This is a genomic window from Thalassospira sp. CH_XMU1458, from assembly GCF_037027205.1.
Taxonomy (GTDB): Bacteria; Pseudomonadota; Alphaproteobacteria; order Rhodospirillales; family Thalassospiraceae; genus Thalassospira; species Thalassospira tepidiphila.
In genome coordinates this window covers 278,260-292,830 of sequence record NZ_JAYMDW010000003.1, presented here as the reverse complement: position 1 = coordinate 292,830, position 14,571 = coordinate 278,260, and the positions used below count along the sequence as shown (strand labels likewise).

Annotated in this window: 12 protein-coding genes and 1 tRNA gene; 4 read left to right on the top strand and 9 right to left on the bottom strand. The window is 53.3% G+C overall.

The annotated features are described in order from the left end of the window. Positions 1-28: 28 nt before the first annotated feature. From WBY09_RS15390 to WBY09_RS15380, 3 genes are read left to right on the top strand one after another with little or no spacing between them, the layout of a single operon-like run. Complete coding sequence (locus tag WBY09_RS15390) at positions 29-1,183, top strand: iron-containing alcohol dehydrogenase (protein ID WP_336233185.1); 1,155 nt, start codon at positions 29-31, stop codon at positions 1,181-1,183. 18 nt (positions 1,184-1,201) lie between these two features. Next, positions 1,202-2,677 (top strand): NAD-dependent succinate-semialdehyde dehydrogenase, encoded by a 1,476-nt coding sequence (locus WBY09_RS15385; RefSeq protein WP_336233184.1) that lies wholly within the window; start codon positions 1,202-1,204, stop codon positions 2,675-2,677. A 21-nt stretch (positions 2,678-2,698) separates the two neighbouring features. Next, positions 2,699-3,853, top strand: a complete 1,155-nt coding sequence (locus tag WBY09_RS15380; RefSeq protein ID WP_336233183.1) for an iron-containing alcohol dehydrogenase — start codon at positions 2,699-2,701, stop codon at positions 3,851-3,853. 103 nt (positions 3,854-3,956) lie between these two features. On the opposite strand, the gene WBY09_RS15375 is transcribed toward WBY09_RS15380, so the two are convergent. The 9 genes from WBY09_RS15375 to WBY09_RS15335 all read right to left on the bottom strand — a co-directional run bounded on the left by WBY09_RS15375 (position 3,957) and on the right by WBY09_RS15335 (position 13,203). After that, entirely contained in the window at positions 3,957-4,904 is a 948-nt protein-coding gene (locus WBY09_RS15375) for a cyclase family protein (RefSeq protein WP_336233182.1), read from the bottom strand. 213 nt (positions 4,905-5,117) lie between these two features. Then, positions 5,118-5,216, bottom strand: a tRNA-Ser gene (locus WBY09_RS15370). A gap of 372 nt (positions 5,217-5,588) precedes the next feature. Continuing rightward, the gene (locus WBY09_RS15365; protein ID WP_286792654.1) at positions 5,589-6,590 is read right to left on the bottom strand and encodes an aldo/keto reductase; all 1,002 of its coding nucleotides are present in this window, start codon (positions 6,588-6,590) and stop codon (positions 5,589-5,591) included. Positions 6,591-6,742: 152 nt separating this feature from the next. Continuing rightward, the gene (locus WBY09_RS15360; protein WP_286792655.1) at positions 6,743-7,378 is read right to left on the bottom strand and encodes a dihydroxyacetone kinase subunit L; all 636 of its coding nucleotides are present in this window, start codon (positions 7,376-7,378) and stop codon (positions 6,743-6,745) included. Positions 7,379-7,390: 12 nt separating this feature from the next. Continuing rightward, positions 7,391-8,392 (bottom strand): dihydroxyacetone kinase subunit DhaK, encoded by a 1,002-nt coding sequence (locus tag WBY09_RS15355; protein WP_286792656.1) that lies wholly within the window; start codon positions 8,390-8,392, stop codon positions 7,391-7,393. A 10-nt stretch (positions 8,393-8,402) separates the two neighbouring features. Next, positions 8,403-9,467 carry an ABC transporter permease gene (locus tag WBY09_RS15350; RefSeq protein ID WP_336233181.1) on the bottom strand — a complete coding sequence of 355 codons (1,065 nt, stop codon included), beginning with the start codon at positions 9,465-9,467 and terminating at the stop codon, positions 8,403-8,405. Next, positions 9,464-11,011, bottom strand: a complete 1,548-nt coding sequence (locus tag WBY09_RS15345) for a sugar ABC transporter ATP-binding protein (RefSeq protein ID WP_197146663.1) — start codon at positions 11,009-11,011, stop codon at positions 9,464-9,466. The genes WBY09_RS15350 and WBY09_RS15345 overlap by 4 nt, the downstream gene beginning before the upstream one ends. A 99-nt stretch (positions 11,012-11,110) precedes the next feature. Continuing rightward, positions 11,111-12,121, bottom strand: a complete 1,011-nt coding sequence (locus WBY09_RS15340) for a substrate-binding domain-containing protein (RefSeq protein WP_008889917.1) — start codon at positions 12,119-12,121, stop codon at positions 11,111-11,113. Positions 12,122-12,180: 59 nt separating this feature from the next. Beyond that, entirely contained in the window at positions 12,181-13,203 is a 1,023-nt protein-coding gene (locus tag WBY09_RS15335) for an ABC transporter permease (protein ID WP_197146662.1), read from the bottom strand. Between the two features lie 184 nt (positions 13,204-13,387). Between WBY09_RS15335 and WBY09_RS15330 the strand changes: the two genes are divergently transcribed. Then, a complete protein-coding gene (locus tag WBY09_RS15330; protein ID WP_336233180.1) occupies positions 13,388-14,428 on the top strand; it encodes a LacI family DNA-binding transcriptional regulator in 1,041 nt (346 codons plus the stop codon). The last annotated feature ends 143 nt before the right edge of the window (positions 14,429-14,571 follow it).

The window sequence follows — 14,571 nt, the reverse complement described above, 5'->3', positions numbered from 1 at the left end:
AACAGACATGTCAAAAGACGAGGTCCCCATGTCAGACTTTGTGTTTGAAACCACCCCTCGCGTCATCTGCGAGTTCGACGGTGCCTTGCAACTCGGCACCCTGTGCAAGGAGTTCGGCGCGAAACGCGCCGTTCTTCTGTCCGATCCGGGCTTGCAGAAGGTTGGCCTGATCGACGCCCCCTATGCAGCACTTAAAGAAGCCGGGATTGAAACCCTGCTCTGGACCGATGTTCAGGCAGACCCGCCCGAGGAAAGCATTCTTGCCGCGGTCAAGGGTGCCCGTGACTTCAAGGCCGATATCGTCATCGGCCTTGGCGGCGGTTCATCGCTTGATACCGCAAAACTGGTCGCCCTTCTGTGTGGCAAGGAACAGAAACTTGACGAAATCTATGGCATCGGTCTGGCAACCGGTCCGCGCCTGCCGCTTATTCAGGTGCCGACCACGGCGGGCACCGGTTCGGAAGTCACGCCGATTTCGATCGTTACCACGCCGACACACGAGAAAAAGGGCGTGGTATCCAGCCTGCTTTATCCCGATATCGCACTGCTTGATGCCAAACTGACCATGGGCCTTCCGGCCCCGATCACGGGCATGACCGGCATTGATGCCATGGTGCACGCCATCGAGGCCTACACCACCAAGCACAAGAAAAATGCGCTGTCGGACGGACTTGCCATCCGCGCGATGCAGCTGATGACCGCCCATATCGATGATGCGGTTTCTGCCACCCCGTCACGCGAAGCCCGTGAAGCCATGCTTCAGGGGTCCATGCTGGCCGGAATGGCCTTTGCCAATGCCCCGGTCGCGGCGGTTCATGCCCTTGCCTATCCTCTGGGCGGGCATTTCCATGTCCCGCATGGACACAGCAATGCGCTGGTCCTGATCGAGGTTTTGAAATTCAACCGGGATGCGGCCGTATCGCAATATGCCGAACTCGCCCGCGCCATTCTGCCGGATGAAAAGTTCGCTAATGACGATGCTGCCTGTGATCGCTTCGTTGCTTTTATGACCGACATGGTCGAACGCATGCCGTTCAGCCGCACCTTGCGCGAAGTCGGCGTGGCGGAAAGCGATCTAGATATGCTGGCGACCGATGCGATGAAGGTTGAACGCCTTTTGATCAACAACCCGCGTGAAATGACGTTCGACGCCGCACGCGCGATTTATGCCGCCGTGCTGTAACGAAAAGGAATAGCCACCATGACCATCCAGCTAAATGATACTGGCCTTTGGCAAACCCAGGGGCATATCGACGGCAAATGGGTCGCATCCGACAGCGGCAAGACCTTTGCGGTTGTTGACCCGGCCACCGGCGAACATCTTGCCGATGTTCCCGATATGGGCGCGGCAGAAACCAGTCGTGCGATTGATGCCGCCAATGCCGCCCTTCCAACTTGGCGGGCCAAAACCGCCAAGGAACGTGCAAATGTGTTGCGCAAATGGTTTGACCTCTGCATGGCGGCACAGGCCGACCTTGCATTGCTGATGACCCGCGAACAGGGCAAACCCCTGGCCGAGGCATCCGGCGAAGTGGCCTATGGCGCGTCCTTCCTTGAATGGTTTGCCGAAGAGGGCAAACGCATTTATGGCGATGTTATCCCGTCGCATGGGGCGGACAAACGCATCATCACCGTCAAACAGCCGATTGGTGTTGTTGCCGCGATCACGCCGTGGAACTTCCCGATGGCAATGATCACGCGCAAATGTGCCCCGGCCCTTGCCGCGGGTTGCACGGTCGTCATCAAACCTGCGGAAGATACCCCGCTGACCGCGCTTGCACTGGTCGAACTGGCCAAACGTGCCGGGTTCCCCGATGGCGTGATCAATATCGTCACCGCATCACACGGGGCGGAAATCGGTGGTGAATTGACTGCCAACCCGATCGTGCGCAAGTTGTCCTTCACCGGCTCTACCCAGGTCGGCAAACTTTTGATGCGTCAGTGTTCTGATACCGTCAAAAAAGTCAGCCTGGAGCTTGGCGGCAATGCGCCGTTTATTGTCTTTGACGACGCCGATCTGGATGCGGCCGTTGCAGGCGCGATTGCCTCGAAATACCGCAATGCCGGTCAGACCTGCGTCTGTGCCAACCGCATTCTGGTTCAGGAAGGTGTCTATGACGCCTTCGCCGCCAAACTGGCCGAGGCCGTTGGCAAATTGCGTGTCGGTTTGGGCACCGAGGAAGGCATCACACAGGGCCCGCTGATCAATGCCAAGGCGATTGAAAAAGTCGAAGCACTTGTCGAAGACGCCGTTTCTCGTGGGGCAAAGGCTGTTCTGGGTGGTGATCGCGCCAAGCCTGACAGCAACTTCTTTACCCCGACCATCCTGACCGGGGTTACGTCGGATATGCGGATTTTCTCCGAGGAAATCTTTGGTCCGGTTGCGCCGCTGTTCAAGTTCAGCAGCGAAGAAGACGCCATTCGCATGGCCAATGACACACCATTTGGTCTGGCGGCCTATTTCTATGCCCGTGATATCGGCCGCATCTGGCGGGTTGGCGAGGCGCTTGAATACGGCATCGTTGGCATCAACGAAGGCATTATTTCGACCGAATCAGCACCGTTTGGCGGGGTCAAGGAATCCGGCATCGGCCGCGAAGGGTCGAAATACGGCGTCGATGATTTCGTCGAGATTAAATATATGTGCCTCGGCGGTCTCGCCGGGAATGCCAACTGATCCCGGATAAGGAGACACATCATGAGTTTCATGTTCCGAAGCGTGCCGCGCATCGTCTGCGAAGCCGGTGGCATTGCCAAGACCGGCAGCCTGATGAAGGAACTCGGCGCCAGCCGTGTCACCATTGTCTGCGATCCCGGCATCGTCAAACTGGGTTTTGCGCAAAAGGCGCAAGATGCACTTGAGGCCACCGGTATCGCGGTTCAGATCTTTTCCGAGGTCGAGGCCGACCCGCCCCAGAAAATCGTCGAAGCCGCCATTGCCGGGGCACGTGACTGGAAGGCGGATGGCGTAATCGGTCTTGGCGGCGGCAGCTCGCTTGATAGTGCCAAGCTGGTTGCATTGCTTGCCAACAGCGATCAGACCATCGAGGAGATCTATGGGGTGGACAAGGCAACAGGTGATCGCCTGCCGTTGATCCAGATCCCGACCACCGCCGGGACCGGATCAGAAGTTACATGGGTGTCGGTGATTACCGATAACGACCACCTCAAACAGGTTGTCTACACCCCGCAACTGATGCCCGATATCGCCCTTCTTGATGCGGAACTGACCTATGGCCTGCCGCAAAAGGTCACAGCGGCCACGGGCCTTGATGCCATGGTCCATGCGATCGAAGGCTATACCAGCCGCACACGCAAAAACCCGATTGCCGATGGCATGGCGGTCACCGCTCTTTCGCTGCTTGGCAAGAACCTGATGAAGGTGATTGAAAATCCGGGCGACAAGGAAGCACGCTCTGCCATGTTGCAGGGATCGCTGATTGCCGGGATGGCGTTTGCCAATGCATCGGTTGCCGCCATTCATGGATTGGCCTATCCGCTGGGCGCACGTTTCCACATCCCGCATGGTCATGCCAATGCGCTGGTCATGGCGCAGGTGATCCGCTTTAACCTGCCAGCCGCGAAAAAGCTGTATGCCGAACTCGCCCCGTGCCTGATCGAAGGGGTCGATTTCGACAGCGAAGACGCCGCCGCCGAGGCGTTCGTCAAACGGATCGAGGAAATGGTCCCGGCCAGCGGTCTTGAAATCCGCCTGCGCGATCTTGGCGTCACCGAAGAGTCCCTGCCGGAAATGGCCGAGGAAGTCTTTACCAAGATCCATCGCCTGATCGACAGCAATCCGCGCGACATGACCGCCAAGGAGATCGAGGCGATTTATCGCAGCGTTTATTAATTTGCCCGTTTGCAAACTTCGGTTTGTATCGTGGCACAAGAACCGGCGGCCTGTTTGGTCGCTTGGCCGCCGGTTCTAAAGTTATCAAGATGATCAGACCGGCTTAACGAATGGCAACGGGGTTGATGATCATCTGTACAGCGCCCTTAAGCTTGGCCTGCCCGAGAACGAACAGGAACTCGTGCGCCCGGTCTGCGGCTAGGTCCCGGGTGACGATATTTTCAAGAATATAGACACCGTTTTCTGCCAGAAGCTTCACATGGACCGGGAAGAAAGCACTGGGATCTTCATGGGGAACAGCTTCAAGCCCCCATGTATCGGCGCCAACGGCCACAACACCCTGATTTGCCAACCATTCCGCTGCTTCCAGACCAAGGCCCGGTTCGGTCGTTCCGTAAAGCTCATTGTCTTTCCCGACCAAATCAAGCCATCCGGTATGGATCAGAGCCACATCTCCCTTGCGAATTTCTGTACCGGCCGCCTTCTGGGCCGCCATGATATCCTCAAGGGTGATGACATAGCCGCCTTCAAGACGATCAGTCCCCTTGATCGCAGCAACGTCCAGCAGGACACCACGCGTTGCCATTGGTGGCACGTTTTCGATGCCTAACTTGGTCAGGCCGGTGGCTGCGACCATGTCTTCGGCGTGGTTATTGTTATAATAGGTATGATGATCACCCAGATGGCCCAGACCATCAATTTGTGTCCCGACACCGAGCCAGCCGGTGAACATGTCATCGTTATAGGTTCCTGCATTGCTGCCGATTGTTTTGTTACCGCTTTGTCCGGGCGAGAAAACCGTCACAGCGACGCCACGTGGTGCAAAGGCCGGCGTATCACGGGAAACTTCCATCCCCAGCGAATAGACCTTGCCTTCGGAAATCAGCTTGCTGGCTGCAAGTGTTACTTCCGAAGTCAGATAGTTCGCAGCCCCGATCTGATCATCAGGTCCAAACGGTGATGTAAACCGGTCATTGGCCGAAGCGGTATCGATTGCGCCGATAAGACCAAGCATCATGGATGCAGAGATAAGCATTTTTGCTTTTTGCATTTTTTCCTCCCTAAGTTGATAAGGACTCAGAGAACAGCAATTATAATGCCAACAAAAAATGGCTTAAAACGGCGATCTTCAAAAGGAATTTGAGCGGCAACCGATCAATCGAACACCTTACATGATCGGTTATCGCTCCGGCAAAACATGCAGGCGATCAGCCTGTCTCACCAAGCTCGCAATTTTTGTCATTCTATCTTTTGGGAAAAGTGATGGTGCCCCCGGGGAGAATCGAACTCCCACTCACTAAGTGAAACAGATTTTGAGGGCGGAGAAAACTCAATGAAATCAGTACATTTCCAAAATACAGGCAGCATTTCGGAGCTTGTATCTTGTACTTCGTGAATGAATTTACGGAATGGATTTCATCATATCCGCTGACCACGCAGTACTTAAGATTTCTCGGCTCAGATTGCTGTCAACTCCAAAGCTGAAACAACATGATTATTCAACCTGCCGTTCAGCGAAGCTATGAAAAATCGATATGCGAAGATGACCGCGCGCCGAAGAACTCGGGGCTATCTCAAACGAAAATCCCTTTCATTTGATGGGCACATTCAACTTTTACGCCCCCAAAATTGGAAACGAGGGCCACGCATCACAGCTTGCTCAACAAGACAGGTTCATTCTAATTGAAAAGAAAATCAGGCTTAACTCATGGACGATAGTTTCCGAGAGGGCCAGCTATTTACCCGACCTAGCATGCAAGGCCCAATCACCTTCGGAAAAACGGTCATGTGCAAATTGCCCCTGATGCCAGTAAGGATAAATCAACGGCGGAGCACTGACCTCATCAAGACGTTTAAGATCATCTGGATCAAGCTTGACATCAAACGCACGGAAATTAGCTTTGAACTGATCGATATTGCTGCCCCCAATTACAAGCGATGAAACTGCGGGGCGGGTTAACAACCAAGCCAGTGCAATCTGGGCGGCTTCAACGCCATGTTTTTCACCCACCGAGATCAGGACGTCAACTATGTCCCACAAACGATCCTGATCCCGGATGGGTGGTTCGGTCCAGCCCGCAGCCTGCCGGGACCCTTCCGCAACAGGCTGACTACGGCGATGTTTGCCCGAGAGCAATCCCGCCGCCAATGGGCTCCAGACCAAAACTCCAAGCCCTTGGTCCACCGAAATCGGCAGAAGTTCATATTCTGCTTCGCGGGCCTCAAGGGTGTAATGAATTTGCTGTGTGACGAACCGCACACGGCGATCCCGTTCGGATGCCTGCAATGATTTCATGATGTGCCAGCCCGAATAGTTTGAGCAGCCGACATAGCGCACCTTGCCCTGTGTGACCAAAGCATCAAGAGCGGCCATCTTTTCTTCGACCGGGGTGACGCCATCCCATTCGTGCATGTAATAGATGTCGATGTGGTCGGTGCGCAGATTCTTGAGCGTCTTTTCGCATTCCCGGATCAGGTGATAGCGACTTACCCCCTCATCATTCGGGCCATCGCCAATCCGCATGCGGGCCTTGGATGTAACAAGAACCTGATCACGTCGGCCGTCAAGGACTTCGCCAAGGATTTGCTCGGACAGGCCCGTCGAGTACATATTGGCAGTGTCAAACAGGTTCACACCGTGATCAATGCAGCAATCGACAAGACGGCGTGCTTCGGGCACTTGTTGCGAACCGACCATTGCGAACGGTCCGTCGCCGCCAAAAGTAAATGTTCCCATCGAAAGGGCTGAGACTTTCAACCCTGATCTGCCTAGTGTTCTATACTCCATAACCCGGTCCTTTCGATGCAAGTCATTGCGGTGTGGCGCAAGGAGGAAAAGGTCTCAGCATGCCGCCCAAGCACGGCGCAATCATGCTGAGACTTAGAAAGTCAGCCTTTTACAAAGCGTGCGAGCGTTTCAATCAACAGGAAGGCAACCGTGCCCCCCGCATCCTGAAGACCTTTACTTTTATCGGCAAACGCCGCAGCCTTGCCGTGCTGGGCGACCATATCCTTGGTTGCTTCCAGCGCTGCCTGTCCGGCACGTGCGGCGTCTGCAACCGCATCTACCAACGGGGCGTGTTGGTCGGCAGATTGTTCAAGGCTTTGGGCGATGGGCTCAAGCACATCCAAGACAGTTTTATCGCCAAGTTTGGCTTTGCCGCGTTCGGCAATCCCGTCGGCATACGCCCGCCAGAAGGCCGTCATTTCCTTGGTGCCAATCGCGTCAGTATCATCAACAGCCTTGCCTCCGCGCATAAATCCGGTTGCTGTCAACGTCCCCATTGTCGAGGGCGCTGCCTTTGCCATTGCCGCACCAGCCATTTTGAACTGCTTGCCCAGCGGTTCACCGTCCATGTCAGAGACCGTTTTAGTGGCAGCCTCAAACGCAGAATTCATAGTGATGCCAAGATCACTGTCACCGACCTTGGCATCAAGGGCGATCAGCTCATCACGCTTGTCGCGAAATGTGGCATGAAAGGCCTCGAACAGGGCGGCAATATTGCCGGTATTAATTGTGTTCATCATGGCCTCCGATTACTGCGCGAAATGTTTGAAGAATGGCGTGTCGGCTTTGGCAGCCATCAGGCGATCAAGTTCTTCGTCAAGATGCAGAACCGAAACAGATGCACCGGCCATTTCCATCGAAGTCGCAAATTCACCGACCCAAACATGCTTCACGTTGATCTCGCGCTCGCTCATCAATTGGGAAACACGACGGAACATGATGTAAAGTTCTTCAAGCGGTGTCGCGCCAAGACCGTTAACCAGAATGGCAACATCGTCGCCTTTCTTGTAATCCTGCTCGGCGAAGATTTTCTCCATCATCTCGTCGACGAGCGGATCAGCAGCAGTCAGTTTTTTACGGGTAATACCGTTTTCGCCATGGATCCCCATGCCGATTTCCATCTCGTCATCGCCGATTTCAAAGGATGGTTTGCCAACTTCGGGAATGATGCAGCTGCTCAGCGCGACACCGATGGTGCGTGTGCGATCTTTGGCCTTTTCGGCAACGCGAACGACCTCTTCAAGTGACATGCCTTCCTGTGCGGCCGCACCGGCAGCTTTATAAAGGAAGAATATCCCGGCAACGCCACGGCGCTTGTGTTCTTCACCAACGACAGAGGACGCCACATCATCATTGCCGACAACCGACATCACCTTGATGTCTTCAAGGTCGGCCAGCTCGGTCGCCATATCGAAATTGATGATATCCCCGGTATAATTGCCGTAAATGTAAAGGACACCAGCCCCCTGATCGATATGCTTGGTCACTTCAAGCATCTGTTCGGCACTGGGTGACTGAAACACGCCGCCAACAGCCGCACCATCGAGCATGCCTTTGCCGACATAACCCAGAAACAGCGGCAAATGCCCCGAACCACCACCGGTGGCAATGCCAACCTTGCCTTTGACCGGCTCGGCCTTGACATAGCAGCGCTTGTCATCGGCAACATAGGTGACCTCTTTGTTCGCCAGATAGATGCCTTCAAGCATTTCATCGACGAAATTCTTCGGATCATTCATAAATTTTTTCATGATTTTCTCTTTATTTCGCAGGTTTGAATTTGCGCTGACGGGTTACGAAGAACGCCGCGGCAAGCAGAATGAACGCGCCGACGAACACCCGTTGCCATGTGCTTGGAATTCCAACCATCACAAGAACATTATCGACCACAACGACAAGCAAAACGCCCAGCATGGTGCCAATCACCGACCCGGTTCCGCCGGTGATCCGGGCCCCGCCCAGAACAACCGCTGCAATCACCGCAATTTCGGTTCCGACAAGATCAAACGGGTTCGCCAAACGGTTGGCCGTCACATGAACGATGCCTGCCAGGCCGGCCAAAGCACCAGCATAACCAAACACGAAAAGATGGACGATCTTGACGTTGTACCCCAGACGGGCGGTGACATCCGGACTTCCACCAAGCGAGAAGATGGCGCGTCCCATCAGGGTACGGCGCATGATCCACCAGGTCAGGATCGCTGCTGCTGGCAGGATCAGGAAGTAAACAGGCAAACTGACCGTTGCGCCATTTGCCGTTTCAAATTCTAGCAGGGAAATACGCCCGAACGTGCCCATCTGACCGGGCAACTCCATGATCCAGGTCGTGCCGACAAAAGCCAGCAAGCCGCCCCGAAACAGGTACTGCGTCCCAATCGTGACAATCAGAGACGGCACACGCAGCGTATAAACCAGAAAGCCATTGAGAACGCCCAGTGCAATGCCACCGGCAACCGCGATCAGGAACACGACATAGATCGGCATGTTCGGTGCATAGTTGATTGCCAGAAGTGTGATCGAATACATCGTCAGTGCTGCGATGGCCGTAAATGACACATCAATGCCGCCTGCCGCCAGGATCACAAAAACACCCAATGCAAACAGGCCGGTCACGACACTGGCACGACCAATATCAATCAGGGTGGATGGCTGCAAAAAGGCCGGGTTTGCAATGGCGACAGCGATACAAATGGCAATAAGAAGACCCAAGGTCACCAATTCCGGTTTCTTGGCAATCAGATCACCCAATCCCCGGCGCTGCTGCAATTGCCCGGATGCCGATACATGGCCCGGAGCAGGTTTGTTTGAGGTTCCAGCCGAACTCATGCTGCACCTTCCTGTACTGAACCAAGCATCGCCTGGTAAATATCGTCTTCACTTGCGGATGCCCCATTGAGGTCTGAGACGACCTCGCCGGCATTCATCACAAGTATGCGGTCACAGTTTTGAAGAAGTTCAGGCAAATCGTCGCTGACGATGATCAGCCCCATACCGTCTTCAGCCATTTTCTGAATTGTCTGATAGATCGCGTCCTTTGACCCGACATCGACACCAACAGTTGGACCATGCAGCACGAGAATTTCCGGAGTGATGCTTAACCAGCGACCAATCAGAACGCGTTGCTGGTTCCCACCCGAAAGCGATGAAACCGGCAATTCGATATCTGCGGTGTTCAGACGCATGTCGGCCGAAATTTCGCGGGCAATTTCCTTACCCTTCTTCATGTCGAGAATGCCCATGAACCCCGCAAGTTTACGCAGGATCAGAGCCACTTCGTTCTGATAGATAGATTTGCTTAAAAACAGGCCTTCGGACAGACGATCTTCCGGGACATAGGCAATGCCGGCATCAATTGAATCCGATGCTGTTGCAATGCGGATGTTCTTGTCATTGATAGAGATCGTGCCACTTGCCGCAGGCCGGATACCGGCTATTGCCAAAGCAAGTTCATTTCGCCCAGAATCCGACAGCCCGGTAATGCCAAGTACCTCGCCTTTGCGAAGATCAAATCCGACATCGTTGAAACGGCCCGGCATGCTGAAGTTCGAAAGCGACATCAGCGTATCTTCCAAAGGGCTACCTTCGCGGTATCGCTTTTCGCTGATTTGACGACCTGTCATCAGTTCGGCCAAATCGGCCCTGCTATAACTTTCAATCGGTCCTTGTGCCACGCATTGCCCGTCACGAAATACGATCGCATGCCCGCCAATACGATAGCATTCTTCGAGTTTGTGGGTGACAAACAGCACCGCGACATTTTGCGACCGCAGACGTGAGACCACATCAATAAGGTTTTCCACCTCGCGACGGGTCAGCGACGTCGTCGGTTCATCCATGATGACAAGGCGTGCTTCACAGGCAATCGCACGGGCAATTGCCACAAGCTGACGTGTTGCCAAAGGCAGTTCCGAGACAATCGTCGACATCAGTTCGGGTGTTACGTCCAGGCCCACTTGCGACAGGGCTTTGGTCGCCGTTTGCTGCATCCGCGCCCGGTCAATACGGCGCAGAAGCCTGCCGTGGCCTTCGACCAGTTGCTCCCCAAGGGCAACATTTTCCATTACGCTCAGATTGGGGATCAAAGACAGGTCCTGATAGACGGTCTCAATCCCGAAATCGAGAGATTGAATGGGGGTAAGTTCGTTAAACACCTCGCCATCAAGAACAATCTGGCCTTCGCTGGGCGGATGCGCCCCGGCCATGATCTTGATCACGGTGCTTTTGCCACAACCGTTTTCGCCCAGCAGGTGGTATACCTCCCCGGCTTCAAGTGACAGGTCAACACCGCGCAGGGCATGGACACCGCCAAAACGTTTGTGAATGTTTCTTAGTTCAAGAAAACAGCGATTTTTCTGCGTGTTTTGCGTCACCAGTCAGACCCTTTCCTGCTGACATGTCCCGGCCTTTGACGAGGCCGGGCGGCCCGAAACATGCCAAGACACATTCCGGGCTGCCTCAACCGGGTTCGCTTAGAAAAGGTAATCTTTGTAGGTTTCCTTATCGACAAGGACCATGCCATTGCCAACAATCAGAAGACCTTTGCCTGCGCCTGGTGTGACGGTCACGCTTTCGTAGCCTTCAACACCAAGGTCCATGCCATCGGTAACTTCTTTGCCTTCAAGCATCAGCTTGGCAACGGCATTCATTGCCATGCCAGCTTTCTGCGGATCCCAGAAACCAATTGCGGTGATCGCACCAGATTCCAGATAGGCCGTTGACGGGTTCGGAAGACCGGTACCAACCAGGCAGACCTTGCCGGCAAGACCAGCTTCTTCGATCGCACGTCCGACACCAAGAACATCGTTGCCAGCCGAAGTCTGGAAGCCCTTGATGTCAGGATGTTTGCGGAGGATTTCCTTGGCTTTTTCATAGGTACCATTGGCATCATCGAACGATTCATTGTTCGGGTCGACCAATTCCATACCCGGATATTTTTTGGCATTTTCTTCGCCGGCACCAACCCACTGCATGTGCGTACGGCTTCCCAGCGATCCAACAAACGTTGTCCACTTGCCTTTTTCGCCCATGCACTGCGCCAAACGTTCGTTCAGGGCCGCACCATAATCGCTGTTATCGAATGCTTCGATATCGGCATGGGTGTTGGTCTGGTTATCGGCTTCGTGCGTCACAACGATTGTGCCGCGGTCCATCGCGCGGCCAAGGATACCTTCGAGAATATCTGGATCCATCGGCACAACAGCCAGTGCGTCTACGCCAGTTGCCACAAGATCATTGACGATCTGAAGCTGCTGGGCGGAATCCGCCGTTGCCGGACCGACCTGACGAATATCCATTTCGGGGTTTTGTTCGGCAAACTTGGTAACACCGGTTTCCATACGATCAAACCATGGAATACCGCTAATTTTAACGACAGTCGTAATGGATTTTGTGTCCTGCGCCGAGGACGGAGCAGCAAAACCAAGAACAGACATCGCAGCCAGTGCGAAAGCTGTGGTTTTCATAAGGTTGGCAATTTTCATAATGTTTCCTCCCAATTGGAAATATTCTGTTTGGCCAGATGTTTCCCTCTGATTTTTGATTACTTCTGTGCGTGAGGGCTGCGCACAGAGGCAGAGATCGCATGTTTTTGCAGGTTAATCAGATCAAGCAATCTGAACCGCCCGATCGCGAGGAACCCAAGCAACAGGGCCCCCCAAGCGAAATCACGAATAAAGTTTGAAAGGCCCATGAAGTTGAGCATGCTCGACATCATCTGCAGCGTGATTGCCGACAGAACAACACAGATCACCCGCCCATAACCGCCTTCGGGTTTAACACCGGCCATCACCGCAATCAGGATCGCCACCAGAAGGTAGGATGTGCCGTAATCCCACTTCACGTTGATGGTCCGCGCGGCAATTATGATCCCGGCAAGCGACGACAGGATGCCGCTTACGGTATAGGTCGAAATGATCACTTTGTTTTTTGGAAACCCGGCATACTCAGCGGCCTTGGGGTTTGACCCATTGAGCATCAGCCACATGCCAAACGGCGTATAGCGCAGAACAAAACCGATGATGCAGGCAACCCCGATGAACAAAAGGAAACTGATCGGGATTTCAAACAACAATCCGTTGCCGATTTCATAAAGCGGGCCCGGTGCACCAACCCTTACCGAACGACCATCGGAAATCGCAACGGCAAGCCCGATAAACAGCATTTGCGTGCCCAGCGTGCAAAGGATCGCCGTGATTTTAAGATAGGCAATCAACAGGCCGTTCAGCAAACCGCCAAGAAACCCGGTTGCCAATGCCACCACGATAAAGATGAGCGAGAAAATCTCCGGGTCCTGAGAGGCAGAGAAAAAACTTACAGCAATGGTCGCAGCGACGACGCCCGAAAGATTGGCCAACGCGATCCCCGACAATTCGATGCCGCCATTCCCGACACACATCGCCAGCAAAACACCGATCGCCAACAACCCGATTTCAGGCACTTGGCCCGCCATCGACTGAAGATTAAACAGCGAAAGATAGTTTCCATCAGAAACAATCGCGCCCGCCGTCATCAACGTGACGATCAGCCCGATTAGAACGGTCAGGTGCCCGTCAAAAAAGCGCATGGATCCTCCCCATACTTTTAGTAAATTTTTATGTTTATTGACTAAAAACTATCAATTCATTTTTATGTTGGCAAGCATCTGTTTGACACAAACTGTTACATCACAGTTGCATTGATATCCGGCAGGATGTTTACTAAAAAACATAAACAATGAAGAATCAGGGAAGAGCACCAAGGTTAAGTACATGAAAAAAAATAACAAACCGACGATCAAACAGATTGCCGAACAGGCGGGTGTCTCCCCTTCTACGGTGTCGCTTGTTCTGAATGGCAAGGGTGAAATTTCCGGCGTTACCCGTTCACGGGTCCTTGAAGTTGTTTCTTCGTTGAACTACCTGCCGCGCGCTCCCAAAAATCGCGAAAAAACGGCGAAAACCATCAAGTTTCTCAAGATCGCCAAACACGGTCATACTGTGAACCGTGACCATAGCCATTTCATTTCTGATTACATTGACGGTATGTCATCAGAGGCAACCAGTCGTGGTTATAAGCTGCAGGTTTTAAGCTATGAAAATGTCACAGCAAGTGACATCACAGACATCCTGGCAAATTCGGATGCAACGGCCGCCATCATACTTGGCACCGAGCTAACGCGTGAAGATATTCAGAAAATCCAGGACTTCAGATTACCAACTGTTTTTATTGATTCTTTTTATGATCTCATTGATGCAAATTTCGTCGACATGAACAATGGCGATGCGGTTTACACCGTGCTTTCGCACTTAAAAGATCTTGGTTTTAGTAAAATTGGCTTTGTCGGCAGTGAAACTCAGACCCGAAACTTTGCTCTGCGCAAGAAAGCCTTCCTGAAAAACATGCACCATCTCGGACTGACAGTGAACAGCAGTCACATCCTGTCAATCGGTTCCACCATCGCCTCGGCATATGAAGATAGCTTCAAGGCGCTTTCCGATCACGACAGCCTTGCTGAAGCTTATTTTTGCGCGAACGACATCATGGCATATGGATTTACCAAAGCCCTGAAAGAAAAAGGATATAAGATTCCACAGGACATCTCGATCGTCGGGTTTGATAACCTTCCAATGAGCGCCACTCTTGACCCGTCCTTAACGACGATAGATGTTTCGAAACGCAAAATCGGAAGCATGGCTGTTACGGTACTTGATGAACTCTTAAATGCAGAGGGCTCCCTGCCTGCGGTCAAGGTTCAGGTCGGCGCAGAGCTTGTTGTCCGCGCAAGTACAACCCCGAAGAAAACCGACTGATAACGCAATGTTCCATCACCATTGCCAACACTGCCTTTAAGCACCCCGTATCTCAACGTGGCACATATCGATTAATACGCAGCGTCTGGAAAAGATGTGGGAAGCTAAAAGAGCAAAACCCAACCGATTACGGCTGGGTTTGG